We start from the raw sequence: 23703 nt of genomic DNA on the forward strand, positions 1-23703 counted from the left end.
TCTCAGTAGACCCGCGCCTTCGGCGGGATGTACTGCACGTCATTGGTCATCGTGTAGCTGTGCACCGGACGGTACTCGATCGCGGTCTTGCCGGCCGGATCGATCCAGGTCAGCGTGTGCTTCATCCAGTCCTTGTCGTTGCGGTCCGGGAAATCCTCCCGCGCATGCGCGCCGCGGCTTTCGGTGCGGTTGGCCGCCGAATCCATCGTCACGACCGCCTGCACGATCAGATTGTCGAATTCCAGCGTCTCGATCAGGTCGGAATTCCACACCAGCGAACGGTCCGTGACCGAGATGTCGCCGACGCCGCCATAGACCTTGTGGATCAGGTTCTGGCCTTCCTGCAAAATGTCGCCGGTGCGGAACACCGCGCAATTGTTCTGCATCACATGCTGCATGCTGTCGCGCAGCTTCGCGGTCGGCGTGCCGCCGGAGGCGTGGCGGAAGTGATCGAGCCGGCCGAGCGCAAGGTCGGACGAATCCTTCGGCAGCTCGGGCTGCTTGGCGTTCGCGGTCAGCTTGTCGGCGAGGCGCAGCGCCGCCGCGCGGCCGAACACCACGAGGTCGATCAGCGAATTGGAGCCGAGGCGGTTGGCGCCGTGGACAGAGACGCAGGCGGCTTCGCCGATCGCCATCAGGCCCGGCACCACTGAATTGTCGTCGCCGTTGCGCTTGGTCAGCACCTCGGCGTGATAGTTCGTGGCGATGCCGCCCATGTTGTAGTGCACCGTCGGCACGATCGGGATCGGCTCGCGGGTGACGTCGACATTGGCGAAGATCTTCGCCGATTCCGAGATGCCCGGCAGCCGCTCATGCAGCACCTTCGGATCGAGGTGATCGAGGTGCAGGAAGATGTGATCCTTCTTCTTGCCGACGCCGCGGCCTTCGCGGATCTCGATCGTCATCGCGCGCGAGACGACGTCGCGCGAGGCGAGGTCCTTGGCCGACGGCGCATAGCGCTCCATGAAGCGCTCGCCTTCGGAATTGACGAGATAGCCGCCTTCGCCGCGGGCGCCCTCGGTGACGAGGCAGCCCGAGCCGTAGATGCCGGTCGGGTGGAACTGGACGAACTCCATGTCCTGCAACGGCAGGCCGGCGCGCAGCACCATGCCGCCGCCATCGCCGGTGCAGGTGTGCGCCGAGGTGCAGGAGGCGTAGGCGCGGCCGTAGCCGCCGGTCGCCAGAATCGTGGTCTGGGCACGGAAGCGATGCAGCGTGCCGTCGTCGAGCTTGAGCGCGATCACGCCGCGGCAGACGCCTTGATCGTCCATGATCAGGTCGATGGCGAAGAACTCGATGAAGAACTCGGCCGCGTGGCGCAGCGACTGGCCGTACATCGTGTGCAGCATGGCGTGGCCGGTGCGGTCGGCGGCGGCGCAGGTGCGCTGCGCCTGGCCCTTGCCGTAATCCATGGTCATGCCGCCGAACGGGCGCTGATAGATCTTGCCGTCCTCGGTGCGCGAGAACGGCACGCCCCAATGCTCGAGCTCGTAGACCGCGTCGGGCGCGTTACGCACCATGTATTCGATCGCGTCCTGGTCGCCGAGCCAGTCCGACCCCTTCACGGTGTCGTACATGTGCCAGCGCCAGTCGTCCTGGTGCATGTTGCCGAGCGAGGCCGAGATGCCGCCCTGCGCCGCAACGGTGTGCGAGCGGGTCGGGAACACCTTGGTGATGCAGGCGGTGCGCAGGCCCGCTTCCGAGCAGCCGACCACGGCGCGCAGGCCCGCGCCGCCGGCGCCGACCACGACGACGTCGTAGGTGTGGTCCTGGATCGGATAGGCCTTGCCGTTGGTCGCCGGACCACTGCCGTTGGTGGTCTTGCCGTTAGCTTCTCCAGCCATGGGTTAAACTCCCGACGACAATTTGAGGATTGCGTAGATCGAGGCCATGGCGACCGCGACGCAGAAGAAGTTGTTCGCCATCACGCTGGCGATCTTCAGCTTCTCATTGTGGATGTAGTCTTCGATCACGACCTGCATGCCGATCTTCATGTGCCAGGTGCTGGCGATGATGAAGAGCAGCAGGATGATGGCGATCGGGATCGAGCCGAGGATTTGCGCCGCGCCGGCATGATTGCGGCCGATCAGCATGATCATCACGACGATGACCGGGACGATCAGCAGCGTCATCGCGACCGCGGTGAGGCGCTGACGCCAGAAATCCGAGGTGCCGGTATGCGCGGAGCCGAGGCCGCGGACGCGCTCCAGCGGCGTCCGCATTGAGGGGCGGCTGCTCATCGTCCACCTCCGACGGCGTAGGCAATGATCCAGACCAGCACGGTCAGCGAGATGCCGGCGACCAGCGCGCCCCAGGTCAGGGCTTCGCGCTCATTGGCCTTGAAGCCGTAGCCGAGGTCCCAGACGAAATGCCGGATGCCGCTGCACAGATGGTGCATCAGCGCCCATGTATAGCCGAACACGATCAGCTTGCCGATCGCGCTGCCGGTGAAGGCCTGGACGTTGGCGTAGGCGGTCGGGCCGGAAGCGGCTGCGATCAGCCACCAGGCGACCAGCAGGGTGCCGAAATAGAGGGCCACACCGGTGGCGCGATGGACGATGGACAGCGCCATCGTCAGGGTCCACCGGTAGGTCTGCAAATGGGGTGAAAGGGGTCGTTCGATCCTGGCGGTCATCGGCGGGCTTTATGTTGTGAGGGACCGCGGCCGGCCCATCGGGAACGCGGTAGACGAATTCTATTTACGGAGTCGCACCTCGCCGCGCAACGGCCAAATAGCCTTCGGTCGAACCGAAGTTCATTGTTAGACTTGCCGAATTCTGGTTGATCCGCAGTGTGGTATACCAGATGCAAGGTTAGATGAACTAAGAAATGAATCAGTATTCCGGATTTGTTGAAGAGCCATCGGAAGGCGCAAGGACGCGGACCGGAAGCCGCCGGTTTTGCCCCATTGTTCCACCAGATAATCGACAAATGCCCTGATCTTAGGCGATCGGGCCGGCGACGGCCGAAGCAACGGATTCGCTGCCACTCGCATCGGTTCGCAGCTGGCCAAGACGCGCCGTACGTATGCACCCGCAATGCCTGGACTGCATCTGTCGAACCGAGCTGTTGATCATGCCGTCGCCATACCGCACCGCATCAATCCGTGCGCAGCGGCCATTCATCCAGAGCCGACCCGATATGCGGAATTTGCGATTCGCCTTGGTCCGTCGACAACGCGTCACGCGAGACGTTGCATGAGCACCTGCGCGATGGCGCCGATACTCCCGAATCCGAAAAGCGGCTATTGCTCGCGACGCGCAGTCGCGAAACGTCGCCGAAGCACCTGCTCCGGCAACACGCACCCCGATGCTGCACGAAGAAGATGATGGCCGGCCTCGATCCCAGCGAATTGCTCGAACTCGCACTGTTGCTGATTGCGGTCGGCGCGCTGTCCGGCTTTCTTGCCGGCCTGTTCGGCATTGGTGGTGGCGCGATCCTGGTGCCGGTGTTTTACGAATGCTTTCGCCTCGCCGGCGTCCCGCTCGAGGTGCGGATGCCGCTCTGCATCGGCACCTCGCTCGCCATCATCATCCCGACCTCGCTGAGTTCGTTCCGTGCCCATTATCGCCGCGGCGCGGTCGATATGGAGATCCTGAAGCGCTGGTGGCTGCCGATCGTGATCGGCGTCGCCGCCGGCAGCGTCACAGCGCGCTTCGCGCCGGAGCGATTGTTCAAGATCGTGTTCGTCCTGGTGGCCTGGTCGGCGGCTGCGCGGCTGCTGTTGGCGCGCGAGAGCTGGAAATTCGGCGACGACGTGCCGAAAGGTTTCTTGATGCGCGTCTATGGCTTCTTCGTCGGCCTGCTCTCGACGCTGATGGGAATCGGCGGCGGCCTGTTCGCCAATCTCCTGATGACCTTCTATGGCCGGCCGATCCATCAGGCGGTTGCGACCTCGTCCGCGCTCGCGGTGCTGATCTCGATCCCCGGCGCGCTGGGTTACGTCTATGCCGGCTGGCCCGCCGCGGCGCGCTTCCCTGACGTCGCCGCGCTGCAACTGCCGTTCGCGCTCGGCTACGTCTCGCTGATCGGCGCGCTGCTGGTGATGCCGACCACGCTCGTCACCGCGCCGCTCGGCGTGAAGGTCGCGCACGCGCTGTCGAAGCGGGCGCTGGAGGTGGCGTTCGGGGCCTATCTCTTTATCGTCGGCGGGCGCTTCGTGATAAGCCTCGTCGGCGGGCAGTAAGTAGGCGCCGCGCTTTTGCAGGACGTCATCCATGACCGACGCTCGCCCGCCTGCCCTTCCGACCGATATACCCGAGGACATCAATCGCTGGAATTGGGGCGCGTTTCTCCTCAACTGGATCTGGGGGGTCGGCAACAACACCTACATCGCGTTGCTCACCCTGGTTCCGCTGTTCGGCCTTGCGATGCTCTTCATCCTTGGTGCGAAGGGGAGTGCCTGGGCCTGGCGCAACGGGCGGTGGGACAGCGTCGAGCACTTCAAGCGCGTGCAACGCAAATGGGCGTTCTGGGGCGTCGTGATTTGGCTCGGCGTGATCGTGCTGTATGGCGGGATTTTCGGCGGTGTCTTCTATTTTATGAAACAGTCCGAGGCTTACCAACTCGCCGTAGTCAGGCTTCAGGCCAACACCGAAGCAGTCACGGCGCTCGGGGCGCCGATATCGACCGGGCTTCCGCTTGGCAAGATATCGATCAACGGCACAACCGGGCAAGCTGTGCTCAGCTTCTCGGTGACCGGCACCAGGGCCACGGGCCGCATCCAGATGATGGCCCTCAAGGCGAACGGCGTCTGGACGCTTAAGCTCCTCAAGCTCAAGGTCGACGGGCGCGACGGCGAGATTGATCTCTTGAAGGAGACGCGGGTCGAACTCGATCGCCTCCGTCAGCGCTTGCTGTAGATATCCTTATATTTATCCCGCAAGATATTCTTCTGCACCTTGCCCATCGCGTTGCGCGGCAATTCGTCGACCACGAAGACTCGCTTGGGCATCTTGAATTTGGCCAGCCGCCCGTCGAGCGCTTTCAGCACCGAGGCTTCGCTGACGTTGGCGCCCTTGCTGCACACCAGCACGGCGGTGACGCCCTCGCCGAAATCGGCATGCGGCACGCCGATCACGGCGGATTCGATCACGCCGGGCATGGCGTCGATCTCGCTCTCGATCTCCTTCGGATAGACGTTGAAGCCGCCGGAGATCACGAGATCCTTGCCGCGACCGAGGATATGGACGTAGCCCTTGTCGTCGATCTTGCCGAGGTCGCCGGTGATGAAGAAGCCGTCGCCGCGGAATTCGGCCTTGGTCTTCTCCGGCATCCGCCAGTAGCCCTGGAACACGTTCGGGCCCTTGACCTCGATCATGCCGATGGTGTCCCGCGCGAGCTCCTTGCCGGTCTCGGGATCGGTGACCCGCACCGAGACGCCGGGCAGCGCGAAGCCGACGGCGCCAGGCACGCGATCGCCCTCATAGGGGTTCGACGTATTCATGTTGGTCTCGGTCATGCCGTAGCGCTCGAGCACGGCGTGGCCGGTGCGTGCCGACCATTCGCGATGGGTGTCGGCGAGCAGCGGCGCCGAGCCCGAGACGAACAGCCGCATATGCTTGGTGGCGTCCTTGTTCAGGCCGGGGTTCTGCAACAGGCGGGTATAGAAGGTCGGCACGCCCATCATCACGGTGGCGCGGGCCATCAGCTTCAGGATCACGTCCGGATCGAACTTCGGCAGGAAGATCATCGAGGCGCGCGCGAACAGCGTGACGTTGCTCGCCACGAACAGGCCGTGGGTGTGATAGATCGGCAGGGCGTGGATCAGCACGTCCTTGTCGGTGAAGCGCCAATAGTCGACCAGCGAATAGGAGTTCGAGGCGAGATTGTCGTGCGACAGCATCGCGCCCTTGGAGCGGCCGGTGGTGCCTGACGTGTAGAGGATCGCGGCGAGATCATTGTCGCCGCGCGGTACCGTGGCGAACGCCTTCGGCGCTTTGTCGGCGGCCTCGGTCAGCGAGCCCTTACCGCTCGAATCGAGCGTCTCGACCTTGGCGCCCACCTTGGCGGCGATCGCCCTGATGCCGTCGAGCTTCGAGGGATCGCAGACCACCACCGTCGGCTCGGCATCGGTGATGAAGTATTCGAGCTCGTTCAGCGTATAGGCGGTGTTGAGCGGCAGGTAGACGCCGCCGGCGCGCACGGTCGCGAGATAGAGCACCAGCGCCGAGACCGATTTCTCGGTCTGTGCCGCGACCCGGTCGCCCGGCTTGACGCCGCGCTCGACCAGCACATTGGCCATCTGGCCGGCGCGCGCGATCAGATCGCCATAGGTGATGCGGCTGCCGTCGAGCTGCTCGATGGCGAGCCGGTTGGGGTCGTCGAGGCCGTCAAACAGGCGGGAAAACAGGTTGGCGTTGGTGGTCGTGTTCATGCAACATCCCCCGAGGGGCGAAAGGGCTGGAAACGTCTGGCTGGATTAGCAAAAACGCCCTTCGGAAAGCAACGGAGACAGTTTGCATGACAAATCATGGGAAACGCGTGGCCTGGGTCACCGGCGGCGGAACGGGAATCGGTGAATCCGGGGCGGAATTCCTGGCGGCGGACGGCTGGACGGTGGTGGTCTCCGGCCGCCGCAAGGAAGAGCTCGACCGCGTGGTGGGCAACATCACCAAAAAGGGCGGCAAGGCCGAGGCGATCCCGCTCGATGTCAGCAACAAGGCCGACGTCAACAAGGCGGCCGAGACCATCGTCGCCAGGCACGGCCGCATCGACCTGCTGGTCAACAGCGCCGGCATCAACGTCCCGAAGCGCAGCTGGGCCGACATGGAAGTGGAAGGCTGGGACAAGCTGGTCGAGGTCAACCTCAACGGCGTGCTCTACTGCATGCGCGCGGTGCTGCCGACCATGCGCAAGCAGCAGGACGGCTGCATCATCAATGTCGCCTCCTGGGCTGGCCGCCACGTCTCGAAGATGCCGGGTCCGGCCTACACCACGACCAAGCACGCGGTGCTGGCACTGACCCATTCCTTCAACATGGACGAATGCGTCAATGGCCTGCGCGCCTGCTGCCTGTCGCCGGGCGAGGTCGCAACCCCGATCCTCAAGCAGCGGCCGGTGGTGCCGAGCGAGGCCGAGCAGGCCAAGATGCTGCAACCCGAGGATTGCGGCCGCACCATCGCCTTCGTCGCCAGCATGCCGGCGCGGGTCTGCATGAACGAGATCCTGATCAGCCCGACCCACAATCGGGGATTCATCCAGACGCCGGCGAACCGGGATTAGGCCCCACTCCGTCAACGGGTCATCCCTGCGAAAGCAGGGACCCAAAGCCACCGATGTGGATGACAAGGGAGCGTAGGGTGGGTTAGCGAAGCGTAACCCACCCTTCGCGCCGCGGTGGGAAACGAGGTGGGTTACGCCTTCGGCTAACCCATCCTACGATTTCTCTCACTCGCTGATCTCGTTCAGCTCCTTGCCGGTATGCTCCGGCACGAAGAAGAACACGCCGATCGCCATCGCGATCATCAGCACGGGGATGCAGAGGAACGCCAGCGCGAACGAGCCGGTGTGCTGCTGGAGCGCGATCGAGACGAACGGGAACAGCACGAAGCCGACGAAATAGGCGATCGCCCAGACCACGCCATTGGCGGCGCCGCGGATCCGGGTCGGAAAGATTTCCGCCGTCAGCGTCGTGCTCGGGCCCCAGAAGCCGAGGAAGCCGAGACACCAAGCGAGGCCGAACGCCCACAGCCAGACGCGATCCTCGGAATAGACCCAGAGCGTCATGAAGATCGCGCCTTCGATCAAGGTCACGATGAAGGTGCGGCGGCGGCCGATCTTGTCGATCAGCCAGCCGACCAGGCACAGGCCAAGGAAGCCGCAGAGGCCGTAGAACACGTAGAACAGGCTGTACTCCGCGGTCGACCAATGCTTCTCGGTCGACAGATACAGCGGCATCCAGGCACCGACCGTGCCGTAGATGCAGGTCGAGGCGCAGGCAACGAACAGTGCGACCAGTGTCGAGGGCAGCACGTCGGGCATGAACACCTGACTGATGCCGACCGATTTGGCCTTGGTGAACCAGTTGCGGTCGTCGTCGCTCACCGTGCCGCCGCGCGCCAGCGTCTCGGAGATGCGCCGCTTGCGGTCCTGCGAGCGCACCCAATAGGGCGATTCCGGACAGGTCGAGCGGATATAGATCGCGAGCAACGCGATGGCGCCGGGGACCATCACGGCGATACGCCAGCCGTAATTGGCGGCCACGAGGCCAGTGATCGCACCCGCGAGCGTGGCGCCGAGGCACCACGCCGAACGCGTGATGCTGATGACGCGGCCGCGCAAGCGCGCCGGCCAGGTCTCCGCCACCAGCATCGAACCGAGCGACCATTCGCCGTTGAGCGCGAAGAACAGCAGCGAGCGCGCGATCACGAACACCGCGAAGGTCGGCGACAACGCTGCGACCGGCATCAGCAGCGAGAACAGCGCGATGTTGACGGCGAGCAGCGTGCGGCGGCCATAGCGGTCGGCGAGCCACGGCCAGAAATAGAGCCCGGCGATGCCGACGAACAATGCGATCTGCATGCCCGAGCGGTATTCGGGCAAGGTCAGCGCAAATTCCTTGATCACCATCGGCGCGATCAGCGCGAAGATCACGCCGTCCATGCCGTCGAAGCCCCAGCCGAGCGCGTTGGCGGTGGCGATGTGCCAGTGCGTCTTGGTGAGCTCGGTGCTACCAGCGACGGCGCGGTAATTGGCGTATTGCAGATGCTTCTGTTCGAGCGGGCCGACGTCGCTGCCCGCATCGTTCACCGCGGACGCGGCCTGGCTGTCAGCCGTGATGCTGCTCATGATTGTTTCCCCCGCTGCGGACCGCTGCGAAGCCGCGCCACAATCACAGGCTGAACCAATCGAACAGTCGCAGCAAGCAAATTGCTCGCGGCGGCGCACCCATCTATTCCGTCGAACGGAATGGTCGTTTGGGGCCCTGCATACGATGCGCGCGACTGGCACGCGCTCGTCGTCGGAACGCGTTGCTTCTAAAATGGTTTCACAATCACGATTATTTATAGCGCGAAACCGCTCGAAAGCCCTCCCGTAGCTTGAGGCGACGACGACGCAGTCAGCTGAAAATCAGTAGCCTCGTTGTTTCATCTCCGGCGGATCGCCCGCCGGTCGTACCCATGCACCGGGAGACTTATCTATGTCGAAGCGTATCGCACTTCTGTCAGCAGCTGCGTTCGGCGCGCTGGCGATCACGGCCACTGTGTTGGCCCCGGCCAATGCTGAAGACAAGAAGATGACCAAGAGCGAAATGTCGGGCGAGAAGACCGTGATGGTCGGTGGCGCCGCGATGTATCCGTCAAAGAACATCGTCCAGAATGCGGTCAACTCGAAGGATCACACCACTCTGGTCGCCGCTGTGAAGGCAGCGGGTCTGGTCCCGACGCTGGAAGGCAAGGGGCCTTTCACGGTATTCGCGCCAACCAACGAGGCCTTCGCCAAGCTGCCGGCCGGCACGGTTGACAACCTGGTCAAGCCCGAGAACAAGGCGACGTTGACCAAGATCCTCACCTATCACGTGGTGCCCGGCAAGCTCGAGGCCTCTGACCTGACAGACGGCAAGAAGCTCAAGACTGTCGAGGGTGAAGACCTGACCGTCAAGCGATCGGGCGACACCGTCATGGTTGTCGACGCCAAGGGCGGCAGTGCGACCGTGACCATTCCGAACGTCAACCAGTCGAATGGCGTCATTCATGTGGTCGACACCGTTCTGATGCCGGCGAAGTAACACCGCGCGGCCTGTTAGTCCCCAGCAAAGCAGAGCGCGAAAGGCAGCGAGCCGGGCCCCGCCCGGCTCGCATTTTTGTGACTATATGAGGCGGCGTATATCGAATGGATGATACGTCCCCCGTAACGGAACCCCGGTTCCGGGCGTATAAACCGGTAACGACCACCAGCAGAGAATTCCAATGACGAGCCTCGCCGTCAGCGACGACCACCGGACAGAGACCGCGACGCCAGCCAAGGTCATCCAGCCGGTCTGGGTGCGCATGGTGCACTGGATCAATGCGGTCGCGATGATCCTGATGATCATGTCCGGCTGGCAGATCTACAATGCCTCGCCGCTGTTCGGCTTCACGTTCTCCTCGAATATCACGCTGGGCGGCTGGCTCGGCGGCGCGCTGCTCTGGCACTTCGCGGCGATGTGGCTGTTGATGGTCAACGGCCTGACCTATCTGGCGCTCGGTTTCGCCACCGGCCGCTTCCGCAGGAAGTTGCTGCCGATCACCCCGGGCGGCGTGATCGCCGACACCAAGGCGGCGCTGACCTTCAAGCTGTCGCATGATGATCTCAGCAAGTACAATTCGGTGCAGAAGCTGCTCTATGCCGGCATCATCATCGTCGGCGTCGTCATCGTGCTGTCCGGCCTGTCGATGTGGAAGCCGGTGCAGCTGCACTGGCTGGTGTCGCTGTTCGGCGGTTACGATTTCGCGCGTTACGTCCACTTCACCTGCATGGCGCTGATCGTCGCCTTCCTGGTGATCCATGTCGCGCTCGCACTGCTGGTACCGAAGAGCCTGCGCGCCATGATCATCGGGCGTTGAGGAGGATATTATGGGCCGTCTCCGAAAGCTCCTGATCCCCGGCGTCGACAAGAAGCTGCTGGTGCGCGATGCGGTGAAGACGATGCCGGAACTGACGCGCCGTCGTTTCATCACGGCGGGCACCAGCCTCGGCGCGCTGACGCTGTTGACCGGCTGCGACGTGGTCGATTCGTCGTCGGCGGAGGAATTGCTGAAGAAGGTCTCGAAATTCAACGACGCGGTGCAGGCCTGGATGTTCAATCCGGATGCGCTGGCGCCGACCTTCCCCGAGAGCATGATCACCAAGCCGTTTCCGTTCAACGCCTATTACGATCTCGACGATGCGCCCGAGATCGCGGCCGCGGACTGGAAGCTCGAGGTGCGCGGGCTGGTCGAGAACAAGAAGCCGTGGACGCTCGACGAATTGTACAAGCTGCCGCAGGTCAAGCAGGTGACGCGCAATATCTGCGTCGAGGGCTGGAGCGCGATCGGCAGCTGGACCGGCACGCCGCTGCGCGATTTCCTCAAGCTGGTCGGGGCCGACACCCGCGCGAAATATGTCTGGTTCCAGTGCGCCGACAAGGACGGCTACAATTCACCACTGGACATGCGCACGGCGCTGCATCCGCAGACCCAGATGACGTTCAAATTCGCCGACCAGATCCTGCCGCGCGCCTATGGCTTCCCGATGAAGATCCGGGTGCCGACCAAGCTCGGCTTCAAGAACCCGAAATACGTGCTCTCGATGGAAGTCACCAACGACTACAAGGGCGGCTACTGGGAAGATCAGGGCTATAATTCGTTTAGTGGGAGCTAATCTGCTGTCGTCCCGGCGAAGGCCGGGACCCATACTCCGCGGCAGCGGAAATAGGCAAGCGGGGCGACGCTTCCCTCCATCAAAGCCATTCGTGGTTATGGGTCCCGGCCTTCGCCGGGACGACCAATCACGGCCCCACCTTGCGCTGAAACGCCGACAGCAGCGCGCCCAGTACCAGCATCGCGGCTGAGACGTTCAGCGCAACCGACAGATTGCCGACCGCATCCGTGATCGCGCCCACCACGATCGGGCCGAGCGTCTGGCCGATACCGAAGGCGATGGTCATTGCCGCGATCGCGGTCGGCCAGGACTGCGGCGGGTAGTTGAAGCGCACGAAGGCGGTGGTCGAGCCGACCACCGCGAAGAAGGCGACGCCGAACACCAGCGCCGAGACCGCCAGCAACAGCGGCGCATGCCCCAAGATCGGTAGTGCCGCGCCGAGCGCATTGACGCCGAGAATGATCGTGGTGGCGAGCCCGCCGCGGTCGAGCGCCAGCACGCGCCGCCAGATCCATGGCGTGACGAATGCGCTGACGCCGATCAGGCTCCAGAACGCGCTCTGCGCCACCGCGCCACCGCCGCCGTCGCGCACATAGGCGATCATGAACGTCATGTAGGCGATGTAGCCGGCGCCGAACAGGAAATAGGCGGCGAGGTAGATCAGGACCGGGGTGACCGCGAATTTGGTGCGCACGATGCCGCCGGCGGCGGTATCGGTATGGAGCGGTGCAAGCCACAGCGGCACCGTCATGACCGCGGCGAGCAGGGTCATCGCCCACCACACGATCCACCACGAGCCGGCGCCAAAGCCTTGCAGCACGAACGGTGCGATCAGGCCGGATGCCAGGATGCCGACGCCCGGCCCGGCATAGAACAGGCTGAGCAGGAAGTTGGCGCGTTCCGGCCGCGACTGCGCGATCGTTGCCGCCAGCGCGCCGCCGCCGACGAAGCCGACCGCGGCGGCGAGGCCGACCAGCAGGCGGGACAGGCTCAGCACGACGAAATTACCCGAGATGGCGCACAGCGCCAGCGACAGCGCGCAGATCAGCGTCGACCAGCGCACCGATGCGGCGAGGCCGAAGCGCTGGATCAGGCGCGAGGCGAACAGCGCGCCGACCAGATAGCCGGCGGCATTGATCGTGTTCATGAAGCCGGCGGCCGAATATGACCATGCCAGCGAGTCGCGCATGTCGGGCAGCACCAGCGAATAGGCAAAGCGGCCGATGCCGAGGCCGACCGTCGGTGCAAGCGATAGAATCAGGATCAGCCGCGCGGGATGCGCGTAGGATGGGGCGGGGGCTCTCACAATTCACTCCGGCAATCCCGCCATTGTGGCAGGCTGCGGCGGTCCTGCCCAGCGCCTCACGCGGCAACACTGTCTTGCGGATCGGGCAATCAGGCGATCAGGACCAGCGCGACGCCGATCACGGTCAGCAGGGTTCCGGCGACGATCCGTGGTGTGATCTCGACATGTTTGAGCATGACAGCACTCATCGCCACGGTGACCAGCGGATAGATCGCGGCGAGCGGCGCGACCAGCGTGATCGGTCCGTTGCGAACCGCGGCGAACAGGCTGAGCGCGCTGAGCCCGTTGCTGATCCCGGTGAGCGCAAACCAGAACCGGCCCTCGCGCGGCGCCTGCACCATGAAGCTGCCCTTGCGGACCCGCTGCACGGTCAGCACCACCAGCGAGGACATCACGTAGCCGACAAGGCAGGCCCATAGCGGGCTCGGCCAGATCGCAAGGCCGAGCTTGGCGATCGGCGGCACCACGCCGCGCACCACCGCGCTGGTGAGCGGCAGCAGCAGGGCCCAGCTCCGCCAGTGGCCGAGGTCGCGCGGCCGGGTCACGGTGATGACGGCCGCGCCCGCCACCGCGACGACGAGGCCGATGAGCTGCTGCGGTTGCAGCGGCTCGTGCAGCAGCACCACGGCGGCGGTGACGGCGAACAGCGGCGCCAGATTGCCCAGCGTCGAGGTGATCACGGGTCCGAGCGCCCGGTTCGAGGCAAAGGTCAGGAGCGTCAGCGAGGCCGGGAAGAATAGCCCGATCGCCATGAAGATCGGCAGGCCGCGCCAGACCACCGGCTCGCCATGCAGGATCAGCGGCGACAGCACCAGGAACAGCAAGGTGAAGGAGGGCACGCTGATCGCCGCGCCCGACAGCGGCTCGACGGTGCGCAGGCCAAGCTGCGCCAGCACCACCCCGGCACCGAGGAAAATGGCCGAGGCAAAGGCGTAGACGATGGCTGCGGTCATGAGGTCCGTCTTGTTGGCTTCTTATTGGGCGCGGCTGGCTCTTTCCGGGCCATTTTGGCCCCATCGGGGTGCCTTGCCAATCGGTGCGGGGCGTTTTAGCACTCGCGCCGAATAATGGCGGGCATGCCCGATTGAGTGAGGTAACGACGATGGCGACCCATAAACTGCTGCTTCTCCCCGGCGACGGCATCGGCCCCGAAGTGATGGCCGAGGTGCAGCGCGTGATCGACTGGCTCAATGCGCAGGGCATCGCCAAGTTCGAGACCGAGCAGGGCCTGGTCGGTGGCTCGGCCTATGATGCGCACAAGGTGTCGATCTCGGAAGCCGACATGGCCAAGGCCACGGCGGCCGATGCCGTGATCTTCGGCGCGGTCGGCGGTCCGAAGTGGGACTCAGTGCCCTATGACGTCCGTCCCGAGGCCGGCCTGCTGCGGCTGCGCAAGGATCTCGGCCTGTTCGCCAATCTGCGTCCGGCGGTGTGCTACCCCGCGCTGGCCGATGCCTCGAGCCTCAAGCGCGAGATCGTCGAGGGCCTCGACATCATGATCGTGCGCGAGCTCACCGGCGGCGTCTATTTCGGCGAGCCGAAGACCATCACCGATATCGGCAACGGCCAGAAGCGCGCGGTCGACACCCAGGTCTACGACACCTTCGAAATCGAGCGCATCGGCCGCGTCGCCTTCGACCTGGCGCGCAAGCGCAAGAACAAGGTGACGTCGATGGAGAAGCGCAACGTCATGAAGTCGGGCGTGCTCTGGAACGAGGTCATGACCCAGGTCCATGCGCGCGAATACAAGGACGTCACGCTGGAGCATCAGCTCGCCGATTCCGGCGGCATGAACCTGGTCAAGACGCCGAAGCAGTTCGACGTCATCGTCACCGACAATCTGTTCGGCGACATGCTGTCCGACATCGCGGCGATGCTGACCGGCTCGCTCGGCCTGCTGCCGTCGGCCTCGCTCGGCAAGGAGGACGCCAAGACCAAGGAGCGCAAGGCTTTGTATGAGCCGGTGCACGGCTCGGCGCCCGATATCGCGGGCCGAGGCCTTGCCAATCCGATCGCGATGATCGCCTCGTTCGGCATGGCGCTGCGCTATTCGTTCGGCATGGGCGACCTTGCCGACAAGGTCGATGCCGCGATCGCCGCCGTGCTCGCCAGCGGCCTGCGCACCGCCGACATCAAGTCGGCCGGCACCACGCCGGTCAGCACCGCGCAGATGGGCGAGGCGATCCTGAACGAATTGCAGAAGCTGCACGCGTAAGCCTCGCGCTTCATTCCGGGGCGATGTGTCGCCACGCCCCGGAGTGACAGAGCCTCAAATGAAAATGCCCGGCTCGAGCCGGGCATTTTCGTATCGGCAGTGCGCCGAAAATCTCAGTACAGCGGGAAGTTCCGCGGATAGCCGCCGAGATCGGACGGCGGGCTGAGCGGCTGGCGATCGATCGGGCGGTTGTTGTTCTCGCGTGCGAACGAGGGGTAGCCGACATCCGGCGGGTACGCATAGTCGTTGAACTTGCGATCGCCGGGCAGCACTTCGGTGCCGGCGTCGAGCCAGGAGCGCGTGGTGACGTAGACGCGGGTGCGCGGGCCCTGCTGATAGACGCGGTTCGGACCCTGCGCGCCGTAGTAGCGGCGGCCGTCGCGGTCATACTGCTCTTGCTGCTTGCGCTTGCTCGGGGCCTGCTGCGCGCTGGCCGCAGTGACACTGAGCGCGGTTGCGGTGACCGCGGCCGCGGCAAGCAACACCACGAGCTTGTTCGCGGCAGGGAATTTCAAGGTCATCGCATCCTCGTCATTACGGCCCCGTTCGGGGGCTGGCGTATCAGCCAAAATCACTCGGGACACATTGTAGCCATGGTGGCGAGGCCGTCACTAGGTCAATTGCGCCACACCGGCTGAGATAATGCGTGTCCAAGCGCAAAAGTTTCATGAAAACCAGTGCCTTGCCACGGTCTCGCCATCAAAGCGCACCGCGCAGAAGCGGGTTCTCGCTCCCCATCACCCAGTCTGAGGACAGCGCGGGCGTGCCGGAGGTAACGCAGTCAGTGCGCCGCAGCTCGGCATGGGCGAACAAGGCGGCGAGCCGGGGGTCGTTGCCGGCCGCCAACAGGGTCAGGCGGTTCAGCATGCAAGCGATCGCGGCGCGCTGGGCCGGCAGGCTGGCACCCTGGCAGGTCCAGCCGGAGATCCGCAGATCGGGCGCATCGGCCTGCTTGAGGAAGCCGAGGCAGGCCCGGCTGCCGTCCTGCCGCGCCGGGCGCAGCAGGGTGACGCTGCCGAATTTGCTGTCGACGATGCCGGCGGCCTCGAGTTCGCGGGCGCCGCCAGGGTCGAGCCGCCCGGCAATCTCGGTCATCGCGGGTCCGACGGCCTCGCTGCCAGGGCGGTAGATTTCCAGCTCGGCTGTCGCCGCGCCATCCGCGTCGGCCCAGTGAAAGACATCCTTGCGGCCACCCTCGGGGTGCCGGAGCACCTCATAAGTCTCTGTTTTATCTCGCAGATCGATCTTGCTGATGGCGAAAGCCGGCGCCTGGCGGCTGGCCGGGCTCCAGTCCGCGGCCGCCGGGGTGACCGTCGGCGTTGCATCCGGCAGCTGCCGCCATAGATGGGTGCCGAGCGCAACGAACAGCGTGAGCACGGCGACATAGGCGAACAGCCCGGAGATCGTGGCGTACACCTCGTCGACGAAGCTCGTCAGTGCGGACGGAATTCCCGTATGATGGGACGCGGCCGGATCGGCCCGGAACAGACGCATCAAAACGCTCAAAAGCTACGCAACGTTGTCTTGACGGGCTTTCTCGCATAGAAGCGCTGCCGCTTCCCTTTCCGTGAGTTGCAGGGGAATAGGCATTTTTCGTCGGAGAGTGAACGATGGGTTACAAAGTCGCGGTGGTTGGAGCGACCGGCAATGTCGGGCGCGAAATGCTCAACATTCTCGACGAGCGCAAATTCCCCGCCGACGAGGTCGTCGTGTTGGCCTCGCGCCGCAGCGTCGGCATCGAGGTGTCCTATGGCGACCGCACCCTGAAGGTGAAGGCGCTCGAGCACTATGATTTCTCCGATATCGACATCTGCCTGATGTCGGCCGGCGGCTCGGTGTCCAAGGAATGGTCGCCCAGGATCGGCGCCGCCGGCGCGGTCGTGATCGACAATTCCTCGGCCTGGCGCATGGACCCCGACGTGCCGCTGATCGTGCCGGAGGTGAACGCGGATGCAGCCGCCGGCTTCACCAAGAAGAACATCATCGCCAACCCGAACTGCTCGACCGCGCAGCTCGTCGTCGCGCTGAAGCCGCTGCATGACAAGGCCACCATCACGCGCGTCGTGGTCTCGACCTATCAATCGGTGTCGGGCGCCGGCAAGGATGCGATGGACGAGCTGTTCTCGCAGACCAAGGCCGTCTACACCAATGACGAGCTGATCAATAAGAAGTTTCCCAAGCGCATCGCCTTCAACGTCATTCCCCAGATCGACGTCTTCATGGAAGACGGCTTCACCAAGGAAGAGTGGAAGATGATGGCGGAGACCAAGAAGATCCTCGATCCCAAGATCAAGCTGACCGCGACCTGCGTGCGCGTGCCGGTCTTCGTCGGTCACTCCGAAGCGGTCAATGTCGAGTTCGCCAATCCGATCACCGCGGACGAAGCGCGCAACATCCTGCGCAATGCTCCGGGCTGCCTCGTGATCGACAAGCACGAGCCGGGCGGCTACGTCACGCCCTATGAGGCGGCCGGCGAGGACGCCACCTATATCAGCCGCATCCGCGAGGACGCCACGGTGGAGAACGGCCTGGCGTTCTGGTGCGTGTCGGACAATCTGCGCAAGGGCGCGGCGCTGAATGCCGTGCAGATCGCCGAAGTCCTGATCAACCGCAAGCTGATCACCGCGAAGCAGAAGGCGGCGTAGCAGCGACAAGACGGCGTCGGGAAACGCGTGCCATGGCGGAAGATCCGGCGGCTCATCGGTCCGATCCGACGCTGAAGCGCGTTGAACGACGTTTCGAGAGCCTGCTGTTCAACAGCCGCTGGCTGATGGCGCCGTTCTATTTCGGCCTCGTCATCAGCCTCGCGGCATTGCTGTTCAAGTTCTGCATGGAGCTGTGGCACTTCATCCTGCATGTGCCGCAGGCCAAGGAATCCGACATCATCCTCGGCGTGCTCGCGCTGATCGACATCTCGCTGACCGGCAATCTGATCCTGATCGTGGTGTTTTCCGGCTACGAGAATTTCGTGTCGAAGATCGATCCGGAGGGGCACCCGGACTGGCCGGACTGGATGACCAAGGTTGATTTCGGCGGCCTGAAGCAGAAGCTGCTGGCGTCGATCGTCGCGATCTCGGCCATTCAGGTACTGAAAGCCTTCATGAACATCGATACGGCGTTCGATCCCAGCAAGCTCGCCTGGCTGGTCGGCGTGCACCTGGTGTTCGTGGTGTCGGCCTTCATGCTCGCGATCTCCGATCGCTGGAGCGGCGGCCACCACGGCGGCGAGTAGGGTCCGTGAATAGTGAGTGGCGAATGGGAAGTCCCCCATTCGCTGCTCGCCATCCCCTGCTCGCTATTCGCTTTTCATCGCATCGTTGACGCTGATGAATTCCTTGGCGACCCGGTCGAGCACGAACAGCGAGCCCTCGGCGACGCCGAAATAGGCACCGTGCAGCTGCATCTCGCCGCTCTCCACCCGTTCGCGGACGAACGGGAAGGTCATCAAATTCTCCAGCGAGCGGAACACCGCGGCCTTTTCGATGCGGGTGACGAAGTCCTGCATGCTCTCGTGCTCGCGCTGCTCGACGACCTCACCCGGCTTGATGAACATCTGCATCCATTTGCCGATGAAGTCGCCGGGCGTCAGCGGCTTGATCTTGTCGATGAAGGCGCGGATGCCGCCGCACTGGGCATGGCCCAGCACCACGATATTCTTCACCTTCAGCACGGTCACGGCATATTCCAGCGCGGCCGAGACGCCGTGCGCGTTGCCGTCGGGCTGATAGACCGGAACCAGGTTGGCGATGTTCCGCACCACGAACAGCTCGCCGGGGCCGGCATCGAAGATCACTTCCGGTGAGACGCGGGAATCGCAGCAGCCGATCACCATGGTCTCGGGGAACTGGCCGCGTTCCGACAGATCGCGGTATCGCGACTGTTCAGTCGGCAGCCGCTGGGTCGCGAAAGTCCGGTAGCCGTCGATCAATTGCTTCGGAAAGAATTTCATGGCCTCTGGCTAACCACATGAGGGTGACGGGAACAAGACTTTCGGCGGGCCGCCTGAGATGATACGGCAGCGCTGAAGCATGGTTCCTGCGCCGCTGCCCAAACAATGGACGCTGGCGGCGCAGCCCACCCCAGGAGAATGCCGATGACCCGTCCGCGCCGCAGCCTGTTGTTCATGCCGGGATCGAATGCTCGGGCGCTGGAAAAGGCTCCTACGCTCGCCGCGGACGGCATCATCCTCGATCTGGAGGATTCGGTCGCTCCCGACGCCAAGGCGGTGGCCCGCGAGCAGATCGCCAAGGCGGTCGCCGCCAAGGGGTTTGGCAAGCGCGAGGTCCTGATCCGCATCAACGCGCTCGACACCCCCTGGTGGGTCGACGACATCGGCATGGCCGGCAAGGCGCAGCCGGACGGCATCTTGGTTCCGAAGATCTCCACCGTCGACGATCTCAACGCGGTCGCCGACCGCCTGAGCGACATCAATGCGCCTGCTTCGATCCGGGTCTGGGCGATGATCGAGACCTCGCGCGCCGTGCTGGATGCCGACAAGCTCGCCGCGGCGTCGAAGGATTCCGAAATCCGGCTCGCCGGCTTCGTGTTCGGGCCGAACGACATCTCGCGTGAAACCCGGATCCGGATGAAGCCGGGCCGCGCGGCGATGATCCCGATGATCACCCATTGCATCCTGGCGACCCGCGCGCACGGGCTCGAGATCCTCGACGGCCCCTATGGCGACATCGGCAATGTCGACGGCTTTGCCGACGAATGCGCGCAGGGTCGCGATCTCGGCTTCGACGGCAAGACGCTGATCCATCCGAGTCACATCGAGGCCTGCAACGCGATCTTCACGCCGCCGGAGGCCGAGGTCGCCGAGGCGCGCAAGATCATTGCCGCATTCGAAAAGCCGGAGAACGCCTCGCGTGGCGCGATCCAGCTCGACGGCCGCATGGTGGAGCGCCTGCACGCCGAGATGGCGAGGCGCACGATCGCGATCGCGGACGCGATCGCCGCGATGGGGCATTAGCGGCAGGTTATCTTCCCTTCTCCCCTTGTGGGAGAAGGTGGCGCGAAGCGCCGGATGAGGGGTTGTCTGCGTTTGCGAGATTCGTCCGTGTGGAGAGAACCCCTCACCCGGCTTCGCTTCGCGAAGCCACCCTCTTCCACAAGGGGAGAGGGTGCCAGCAGTGCTCGTGTTACGCCCCGAACTTCTTCGCCGCCCACGCATACAGGCTGCCGGGAATAGGCGTCTCGCCGCCGCGGCCCTTCGGCGAGATGTGCAGGCCGACGATCGCGGGATCGTTCAGATAGCGTGAATGGTCCGACGGCTCGAAGAACAATTTCGGCTCCGCGTGTACCGCGTAGAACGAGCGCTTCGGCAGCGCATACTGCAACTCGCCCTCGCGGCGCGCCAGCGCAGTAAGCGCGGCCGGGCCGAAGATCGCAACCCGGATGTCGGCGACGCGGTTGGACTTGCCGCGCAGCCGGTGCATCGCAAAGGTCACGCGATGACGCAGCGCCAGCCAGTCCGGCGTCAACTCGTCCTGTTGCATCAGCGCCTCGAAGGCGCGCACGATCGGATCATGTTGCGGCAGATACAGCGCGGAGTTGCCGAGCTGCCGCGGCCGTTCCCAGGCAAAATAAGGCTTCGCCGGATCGAGTTCGACCGCCTTCAACAGCAGCACATCGGCGTCGAGCCAGAGGCCGGCGCGCAGGCTCATCAGCCGCATCCGGAAGAAGTCGCTGAATTGCAGGATGGTCCAGTCGCGCCATGATCCGTCGCGCTCGGCCGGACGTAGCCGCTCCGAGAACGCGTGCGGCAGCACCGCCTCGGCCTCGGCATTGCCGACGCCATCGGGCAGGCCGGGGATTGGGTCGAAGCTGTAGACCGTCACCTTGTGCCCGGCCGCCACCTGCGAGCGCAGGCAGGTCCGGCGTAGCGCGTCCATCGAGCCATGCCAGAAGGTGACGATGTCAGGCTGCATGTGCGTCGGCTATCACTGGGTTACGGGCCGTGCGGCAAAGCAAAGCCCCGGCGCCTGACGGCACCGGGGCGTGATGATACGCCAGATTTCTCAAGCCCAGGCGCGTTCCTTGAGCTTGGCCTCATACGTGTCGATCGACTTCTTCTTCTCCATCGTCAGGCCGATGTCGTCGAGGCCGTTGATCAGGCAGTGCTTGCGGAACGGGTCGATCTCGAACTTGACCGTGCCGCCGTCGGGACCACGGATCTCCTGGTTGGGGAGGTCGATGGTCAGCGTCGCGTTGGCGCCGCGCTCGGCGTCGTCGAACAGCTTGTCGAGGTCCTCCTGCGACACGCGGATCGGCAGGATGCCGTTCTTGAAGCAGTTGTTGTAGAAGATGTCGCCGAACGAGGTCGAGATCACGCAGCGGATGCCGAAGTCAAGCAGCGCCCAGGGCGCGTGCTCGCGGCTCGAGCCGCAGCCGAAATTGTCGCCGGCGACCAGCACCTTCGCCTGGCGATAGGCGGACTGGTTGAGGACGAAATCGGGGTTCTCGCTGCCGTCGTCCTTGTAGCGCTGTTCCGAGAACAGCCCCTTGCCAAGGCCGGTGCGCTTGATGGTCTTGAGGTACTGCTTCGGAATGATCATGTCGGTGTCGACATTGATGATCTTCAGCGGCGCCGCGACGCCTTCCAGCGTGGTGAACTTGTCCATCGTTGCACTTCCCGGGCAAAAACTAGGGGATACGAGGCGGCTATTTATCGCGAATGTGACAGCGGTAAAAGGGCCATTTCTGCAAACCTAGCCCGCATCGGCCTCAATCGCCTCCATATCGGCGTCCGACAGGCCGAAATGGTGCCCAATCTCATGGATCAGCACATGGCGGACGATGTGCCCCAGGGTCTCGTCGTGCTCCGACCAGTAGTCCAGGATCGGCCGGCGATAGAGCCAGACCAGGTTCGGCAGCCGGGCGACGTCGCCATGGCTCTGCTGCGGCAGGCCGATGCCGTGGAACAGGCCGAGCAGGTCGAATTCGCTCTCGGCCTGCATGTCGTCGAGCACCTCGTCGGTCGGGAAGTCGTCGACGCGGATGATCAGGCCCTCGCAGAGGGCCCGGAACGTGTCCGGCAGGCGCGCGAAGATCTCGTGCGCCATGGCCTCCATCTCGGCCAGTGACGGGGCTTTGGCTGTGGTCCACATGACACTCCCTTTAGCGCGAGTGCCGCCGGACGCGCCAGTGCAGTTGACCTTGGCGGCGCAATGGGAGACCGTGCGGCCCGACAATGGGGCTCAAGGACGGGGCTTGGGTGGCGTGATGAAACGGATCGTGGCGGCAGCGCTGTTGGCGGCATCAGTCGGGCTCTCGCTTCCGGCGGGCGAGGCGCAGGCGCAGAGCGCAGCCGTTGAAGCGCGCATCGGCGAGGGAGCCCCGGTGGCGCGCGAGCGTGTCGCCGAGCGCCGTCGGCTCAGGCGCGTGCCGATCTACCGGTCGCGGCCCGATCATTGGGAGCCGGATGTCATCCCGCGCTACAATCCCGGTCCGAACGCGGTGCGCGATTGCACTGCGACCTATGTGCAGGAGCACCGGCCGAGCGGCACCGTGATCACGCCGCGCATGAACTGCTTCTGGCGCCCGGGTTAGCTGCGCGTTCGTCGGCGTGCTGCGCGGATCATCGCGATAGCCGTAATCGCTCCTGCCATTCCGTAGACCACGATCGCCATCAGCATCTGCGTGAGATGGCTCGCCGTTCCCATGCCACCGCCCGGTCCCTGCGAGCCGAGCGCGACATCGGCAAGCATGATGGAACCGCTGAGCGTTGCGAGTGCAAGGTTGAGTGCAAGACCAAGTGCGAGACGAAGCGATCGCCCGCGTGCGCCTGTTCGTGTCACGGCAATCTCCTACAACGGGAACACGCAAGATACGACGATAGTCTAGGCCGGGTTTTGCGCACGATCGGGAAAAAACGCGCGCGGCGCCGGAACCTGTTCGCGCCGGCGGCATTCACCATCGTGGCGCAGTTATTCACTTCCCGCTCACGTCATCCGCATCCTGCTTGCGATCTGCGTCGCGGCAACGGGGGTCGATTCGAATGCTAAAGCGTTTTCAAGCGAAGTGGACACCGGTTCGCGTGAAGAAAACGCGTCAAAGCAAGAAGCTCGAGTCGTCGTTGCAAGACGTGACATCAAGGGATCAAGGAGACAACTCATGAAGGTGATGAAGGTTCTGGGGCTAGCGGCCGTCGGCGCCGTGCTGGTTTTGGCGGCGCCGTCCGAGCGCGCCAACGCGATGTCGCTTGCCACGCCGGGCACCGCGACGACGGTTCAGGACAATGCGAACCAGTCGACCACGCAGGTACGCTATGGCCGCGGTTGGCATCGTGGCTGGGATCGTGGACATCGCCGCGGCTGGGGCCATCGTCGCCACTGGCGCCGCTGATCGCGCGGCGTATCAGCGCAGTTGAGACACAGGCCCGTGAGCAGCGGGCCTGTTGTCGTTCGTAGCCATCAAACCGGCAGATTCGCCCGCGCGAGATGACATCAATCGAAATCTGCAGGAGTTGATCATGATGAGATGGATCGGTGTTACCGCGGTCGCCTGTGCATTCGCGCTGACGGCGCCGGCATCGGCAACTGCCGCGGCGTCAACTAAGCCGCAGGCTGCGGCGCAATCGCGGCATGCAGGCAAGGCAACTGATTTCAGCGCGCAGCGCCGTCATCACCATTACCATCACCGCCACTATCACCACGGCTATCGACCCTATTATCGGCCGTACTACCGGGCCTATCCCGCCTATCGGCCGTACGGACCCTATTATTACGGGCGGCCCTATGCCTATCAGCCGTATCCGTATCTGGCGCCCGCGCCGTTCACCTTCGGCTTCGGGTTCGGTCCGTTCTGGTAAATGCGTCTGGCCGCACCACACGCGAGC

Annotated in this window: 27 protein-coding genes; 13 read left to right on the top strand and 14 right to left on the bottom strand. The window is 64.3% G+C overall.

Annotated elements, in window-relative coordinates; all coding sequences use genetic code 11:
• Positions 1 to 2 precede the first annotated feature (2 nt).
• From sdhA to sdhC, 3 genes are read right to left on the bottom strand one after another with little or no spacing between them, the layout of a single operon-like run.
• Positions 3 to 1844 carry a succinate dehydrogenase flavoprotein subunit gene (gene sdhA, locus CWS35_RS06840; RefSeq protein ID WP_100951468.1) on the bottom strand — a complete coding sequence of 614 codons (1842 nt, stop codon included), beginning with the start codon at positions 1842 to 1844 and terminating at the stop codon, positions 3 to 5.
• Positions 1845 to 1847: 3 nt separating this feature from the next.
• Positions 1848 to 2222 carry a succinate dehydrogenase, hydrophobic membrane anchor protein gene (gene sdhD / locus CWS35_RS06845; RefSeq protein WP_024583193.1) on the bottom strand — a complete coding sequence of 125 codons (375 nt, stop codon included), beginning with the start codon at positions 2220 to 2222 and terminating at the stop codon, positions 1848 to 1850.
• Between the two features lie 14 nt (positions 2223 to 2236).
• A complete protein-coding gene (gene sdhC, locus CWS35_RS06850) occupies positions 2237 to 2635 on the bottom strand; it encodes a succinate dehydrogenase, cytochrome b556 subunit (RefSeq protein ID WP_024583194.1) in 399 nt (132 codons plus the stop codon).
• A 690-nt stretch (positions 2636 to 3325) separates the two neighbouring features.
• Here sdhC and CWS35_RS06860 point away from each other — a divergent pair.
• Both CWS35_RS06860 and CWS35_RS06865 read left to right on the top strand, forming a co-directional pair.
• Positions 3326 to 4186: a sulfite exporter TauE/SafE family protein gene (locus CWS35_RS06860; RefSeq protein WP_100956101.1), complete on the top strand. Its 861-nt coding sequence runs from the start codon at positions 3326 to 3328 to the stop codon at positions 4184 to 4186.
• A 31-nt stretch (positions 4187 to 4217) separates the two neighbouring features.
• Positions 4218 to 4862, top strand: coding sequence for a cytochrome c oxidase assembly factor Coa1 family protein (locus tag CWS35_RS06865; RefSeq protein WP_100951472.1), 645 nt, complete (start codon positions 4218 to 4220; stop codon positions 4860 to 4862).
• Here CWS35_RS06865 and CWS35_RS06870 read toward each other — a convergent pair.
• Positions 4847 to 6376: a malonyl-CoA synthase gene (locus CWS35_RS06870; RefSeq protein WP_100951474.1), complete on the bottom strand. Its 1530-nt coding sequence runs from the start codon at positions 6374 to 6376 to the stop codon at positions 4847 to 4849. The genes CWS35_RS06865 and CWS35_RS06870 overlap by 16 nt on opposite strands.
• 86 nt (positions 6377 to 6462) lie before the next feature.
• On the opposite strand from CWS35_RS06870, the gene CWS35_RS06875 reads away from it, so the two are divergent.
• Complete coding sequence (locus CWS35_RS06875) at positions 6463 to 7224, top strand: SDR family oxidoreductase (protein ID WP_100951476.1); 762 nt, start codon at positions 6463 to 6465, stop codon at positions 7222 to 7224.
• A 165-nt stretch (positions 7225 to 7389) separates the two neighbouring features.
• On the opposite strand, the gene CWS35_RS06880 is transcribed toward CWS35_RS06875, so the two are convergent.
• Complete coding sequence (locus CWS35_RS06880; RefSeq protein WP_100951478.1) at positions 7390 to 8790, bottom strand: MFS transporter; 1401 nt, start codon at positions 8788 to 8790, stop codon at positions 7390 to 7392.
• Between the two features lie 352 nt (positions 8791 to 9142).
• Here CWS35_RS06880 and CWS35_RS06885 point away from each other — a divergent pair, with 352 nt between their 5' ends.
• The 3 genes from CWS35_RS06885 (at position 9143) to CWS35_RS06895 (ending at position 11343) form a co-directional block, all read left to right on the top strand.
• The gene (locus tag CWS35_RS06885) at positions 9143 to 9730 is read left to right on the top strand and encodes a fasciclin domain-containing protein (RefSeq protein WP_100951480.1); all 588 of its coding nucleotides are present in this window, start codon (positions 9143 to 9145) and stop codon (positions 9728 to 9730) included.
• Between the two features lie 181 nt (positions 9731 to 9911).
• Entirely contained in the window at positions 9912 to 10547 is a 636-nt protein-coding gene (locus CWS35_RS06890) for a cytochrome b/b6 domain-containing protein (protein ID WP_100951483.1), read from the top strand.
• 10 nt (positions 10548 to 10557) lie between these two features.
• On the top strand, positions 10558 to 11343 hold the full coding sequence (locus tag CWS35_RS06895; protein ID WP_100951485.1) for a molybdopterin-binding protein: 786 nt from the start codon (positions 10558 to 10560) through the stop codon (positions 11341 to 11343).
• Positions 11344 to 11470: 127 nt separating this feature from the next.
• Here the strand turns inward: CWS35_RS06895 and CWS35_RS06900 are convergent, their stop codons facing one another.
• Together CWS35_RS06900 and CWS35_RS06905 are read right to left on the bottom strand one after the other, a co-directional pair.
• A complete protein-coding gene (locus CWS35_RS06900) occupies positions 11471 to 12649 on the bottom strand; it encodes a YbfB/YjiJ family MFS transporter (protein ID WP_245438894.1) in 1179 nt (392 codons plus the stop codon).
• Positions 12650 to 12738: 89 nt separating this feature from the next.
• Positions 12739 to 13602: an EamA family transporter gene (locus CWS35_RS06905; protein ID WP_100951489.1), complete on the bottom strand. Its 864-nt coding sequence runs from the start codon at positions 13600 to 13602 to the stop codon at positions 12739 to 12741.
• Positions 13603 to 13751: 149 nt separating this feature from the next.
• Here CWS35_RS06905 and leuB point away from each other — a divergent pair, with 149 nt between their 5' ends.
• Positions 13752 to 14864 carry a 3-isopropylmalate dehydrogenase gene (gene leuB / locus CWS35_RS06910; RefSeq protein WP_024583205.1) on the top strand — a complete coding sequence of 371 codons (1113 nt, stop codon included), beginning with the start codon at positions 13752 to 13754 and terminating at the stop codon, positions 14862 to 14864.
• A 113-nt stretch (positions 14865 to 14977) separates the two neighbouring features.
• On the opposite strand, the gene CWS35_RS06915 is transcribed toward leuB, so the two are convergent.
• Together CWS35_RS06915 and CWS35_RS06920 are read right to left on the bottom strand one after the other, a co-directional pair.
• Positions 14978 to 15385: a hypothetical protein gene (locus tag CWS35_RS06915; protein WP_024583206.1), complete on the bottom strand. Its 408-nt coding sequence runs from the start codon at positions 15383 to 15385 to the stop codon at positions 14978 to 14980.
• A 178-nt stretch (positions 15386 to 15563) separates the two neighbouring features.
• Entirely contained in the window at positions 15564 to 16358 is a 795-nt protein-coding gene (locus tag CWS35_RS06920) for a hypothetical protein (RefSeq protein ID WP_100951490.1), read from the bottom strand.
• Positions 16359 to 16474: 116 nt separating this feature from the next.
• On the opposite strand from CWS35_RS06920, the gene CWS35_RS06925 reads away from it, so the two are divergent.
• Both CWS35_RS06925 and CWS35_RS06930 read left to right on the top strand, forming a co-directional pair.
• Entirely contained in the window at positions 16475 to 17509 is a 1035-nt protein-coding gene (locus CWS35_RS06925) for an aspartate-semialdehyde dehydrogenase (RefSeq protein ID WP_024583208.1), read from the top strand.
• Between the two features lie 32 nt (positions 17510 to 17541).
• Entirely contained in the window at positions 17542 to 18096 is a 555-nt protein-coding gene (locus CWS35_RS06930; RefSeq protein ID WP_024583209.1) for a TIGR00645 family protein, read from the top strand.
• Positions 18097 to 18159: 63 nt separating this feature from the next.
• On the opposite strand, the gene CWS35_RS06935 is transcribed toward CWS35_RS06930, so the two are convergent.
• Positions 18160 to 18813 (bottom strand): carbonic anhydrase, encoded by a 654-nt coding sequence (locus tag CWS35_RS06935; RefSeq protein ID WP_024583210.1) that lies wholly within the window; start codon positions 18811 to 18813, stop codon positions 18160 to 18162.
• A 144-nt stretch (positions 18814 to 18957) separates the two neighbouring features.
• On the opposite strand from CWS35_RS06935, the gene CWS35_RS06940 reads away from it, so the two are divergent.
• Entirely contained in the window at positions 18958 to 19836 is an 879-nt protein-coding gene (locus tag CWS35_RS06940; RefSeq protein WP_100956103.1) for a CoA ester lyase, read from the top strand.
• A gap of 169 nt (positions 19837 to 20005) precedes the next feature.
• Here the strand turns inward: CWS35_RS06940 and CWS35_RS06945 are convergent, their stop codons facing one another.
• The 3 genes from CWS35_RS06945 to CWS35_RS06955 all read right to left on the bottom strand — a co-directional run bounded on the left by CWS35_RS06945 (position 20006) and on the right by CWS35_RS06955 (position 21973).
• Entirely contained in the window at positions 20006 to 20794 is a 789-nt protein-coding gene (locus CWS35_RS06945; protein WP_100951491.1) for a hypothetical protein, read from the bottom strand.
• A 90-nt stretch (positions 20795 to 20884) separates the two neighbouring features.
• A complete protein-coding gene (gene leuD / locus CWS35_RS06950; RefSeq protein WP_100951492.1) occupies positions 20885 to 21487 on the bottom strand; it encodes a 3-isopropylmalate dehydratase small subunit in 603 nt (200 codons plus the stop codon).
• Positions 21488 to 21574: 87 nt separating this feature from the next.
• Positions 21575 to 21973, bottom strand: a complete 399-nt coding sequence (locus CWS35_RS06955) for a metallopeptidase family protein (RefSeq protein ID WP_024583214.1) — start codon at positions 21971 to 21973, stop codon at positions 21575 to 21577.
• Between the two features lie 115 nt (positions 21974 to 22088).
• Between CWS35_RS06955 and CWS35_RS06960 the strand changes: the two genes are divergently transcribed.
• Complete coding sequence (locus CWS35_RS06960; protein ID WP_100951493.1) at positions 22089 to 22415, top strand: hypothetical protein; 327 nt, start codon at positions 22089 to 22091, stop codon at positions 22413 to 22415.
• Here CWS35_RS06960 and CWS35_RS38820 read toward each other — a convergent pair.
• A complete protein-coding gene (locus CWS35_RS38820) occupies positions 22412 to 22663 on the bottom strand; it encodes a hypothetical protein (protein WP_157817083.1) in 252 nt (83 codons plus the stop codon). The two genes, CWS35_RS06960 and CWS35_RS38820, sit on opposite strands and share 4 nt — an antisense overlap.
• A gap of 316 nt (positions 22664 to 22979) precedes the next feature.
• On the opposite strand from CWS35_RS38820, the gene CWS35_RS06965 reads away from it, so the two are divergent.
• Together CWS35_RS06965 and CWS35_RS06970 are read left to right on the top strand one after the other, a co-directional pair.
• The gene (locus tag CWS35_RS06965) at positions 22980 to 23210 is read left to right on the top strand and encodes a hypothetical protein (RefSeq protein ID WP_100951494.1); all 231 of its coding nucleotides are present in this window, start codon (positions 22980 to 22982) and stop codon (positions 23208 to 23210) included.
• 127 nt (positions 23211 to 23337) lie between these two features.
• A complete protein-coding gene (locus CWS35_RS06970; protein WP_100956105.1) occupies positions 23338 to 23676 on the top strand; it encodes a hypothetical protein in 339 nt (112 codons plus the stop codon).
• Positions 23677 to 23703: the final 27 nt, after the last annotated feature.

This window comes from Bradyrhizobium sp. SK17, from assembly GCF_002831585.1.
Classification (GTDB): domain Bacteria; phylum Pseudomonadota; class Alphaproteobacteria; order Rhizobiales; family Xanthobacteraceae; genus Bradyrhizobium.

What these genes read in the sequence shown, in the direction of transcription:
- CWS35_RS06945 (WP_100951491.1), bottom strand. Translation starts at nt 20,794, where the DNA reads ATGCAGCCTGACATCGTCACCTTCTGGCATGGCTCGATGGACGCGCTA.
- CWS35_RS06885 (WP_100951480.1), top strand. Translation starts at nt 9,143, where the DNA reads ATGTCGAAGCGTATCGCACTTCTGTCAGCAGCTGCGTTCGGCGCGCTG.
- leuB (WP_024583205.1), top strand. Translation starts at nt 13,752, where the DNA reads ATGGCGACCCATAAACTGCTGCTTCTCCCCGGCGACGGCATCGGCCCC.
- CWS35_RS06880 (WP_100951478.1), bottom strand. Translation starts at nt 8,790, where the DNA reads ATGAGCAGCATCACGGCTGACAGCCAGGCCGCGTCCGCGGTGAACGAT.
- CWS35_RS06875 (WP_100951476.1), top strand. Translation starts at nt 6,463, where the DNA reads ATGACAAATCATGGGAAACGCGTGGCCTGGGTCACCGGCGGCGGAACG.
- CWS35_RS06925 (WP_024583208.1), top strand. Translation starts at nt 16,475, where the DNA reads ATGGGTTACAAAGTCGCGGTGGTTGGAGCGACCGGCAATGTCGGGCGC.
- sdhC (WP_024583194.1), bottom strand. Translation starts at nt 2,635, where the DNA reads ATGACCGCCAGGATCGAACGACCCCTTTCACCCCATTTGCAGACCTAC.
- CWS35_RS06965 (WP_100951494.1), top strand. Translation starts at nt 22,980, where the DNA reads ATGAAGGTGATGAAGGTTCTGGGGCTAGCGGCCGTCGGCGCCGTGCTG.
- CWS35_RS06955 (WP_024583214.1), bottom strand. Translation starts at nt 21,973, where the DNA reads ATGTGGACCACAGCCAAAGCCCCGTCACTGGCCGAGATGGAGGCCATG.
- CWS35_RS06860 (WP_100956101.1), top strand. Translation starts at nt 3,326, where the DNA reads ATGATGGCCGGCCTCGATCCCAGCGAATTGCTCGAACTCGCACTGTTG.
- CWS35_RS06920 (WP_100951490.1), bottom strand. Translation starts at nt 16,358, where the DNA reads ATGCGTCTGTTCCGGGCCGATCCGGCCGCGTCCCATCATACGGGAATT.
- sdhD (WP_024583193.1), bottom strand. Translation starts at nt 2,222, where the DNA reads ATGCGGACGCCGCTGGAGCGCGTCCGCGGCCTCGGCTCCGCGCATACC.
- CWS35_RS06915 (WP_024583206.1), bottom strand. Translation starts at nt 15,385, where the DNA reads ATGACCTTGAAATTCCCTGCCGCGAACAAGCTCGTGGTGTTGCTTGCC.
- CWS35_RS06895 (WP_100951485.1), top strand. Translation starts at nt 10,558, where the DNA reads ATGGGCCGTCTCCGAAAGCTCCTGATCCCCGGCGTCGACAAGAAGCTG.
- CWS35_RS06905 (WP_100951489.1), bottom strand. Translation starts at nt 13,602, where the DNA reads ATGACCGCAGCCATCGTCTACGCCTTTGCCTCGGCCATTTTCCTCGGT.
- CWS35_RS06960 (WP_100951493.1), top strand. Translation starts at nt 22,089, where the DNA reads ATGAAACGGATCGTGGCGGCAGCGCTGTTGGCGGCATCAGTCGGGCTC.
- CWS35_RS06940 (WP_100956103.1), top strand. Translation starts at nt 18,958, where the DNA reads ATGACCCGTCCGCGCCGCAGCCTGTTGTTCATGCCGGGATCGAATGCT.
- CWS35_RS06870 (WP_100951474.1), bottom strand. Translation starts at nt 6,376, where the DNA reads ATGAACACGACCACCAACGCCAACCTGTTTTCCCGCCTGTTTGACGGC.
- CWS35_RS06890 (WP_100951483.1), top strand. Translation starts at nt 9,912, where the DNA reads ATGACGAGCCTCGCCGTCAGCGACGACCACCGGACAGAGACCGCGACG.
- CWS35_RS06935 (WP_024583210.1), bottom strand. Translation starts at nt 18,813, where the DNA reads ATGAAATTCTTTCCGAAGCAATTGATCGACGGCTACCGGACTTTCGCG.
- sdhA (WP_100951468.1), bottom strand. Translation starts at nt 1,844, where the DNA reads ATGGCTGGAGAAGCTAACGGCAAGACCACCAACGGCAGTGGTCCGGCG.
- CWS35_RS06970 (WP_100956105.1), top strand. Translation starts at nt 23,338, where the DNA reads ATGATGAGATGGATCGGTGTTACCGCGGTCGCCTGTGCATTCGCGCTG.
- CWS35_RS06865 (WP_100951472.1), top strand. Translation starts at nt 4,218, where the DNA reads ATGACCGACGCTCGCCCGCCTGCCCTTCCGACCGATATACCCGAGGAC.
- CWS35_RS06930 (WP_024583209.1), top strand. Translation starts at nt 17,542, where the DNA reads ATGGCGGAAGATCCGGCGGCTCATCGGTCCGATCCGACGCTGAAGCGC.
- leuD (WP_100951492.1), bottom strand. Translation starts at nt 21,487, where the DNA reads ATGGACAAGTTCACCACGCTGGAAGGCGTCGCGGCGCCGCTGAAGATC.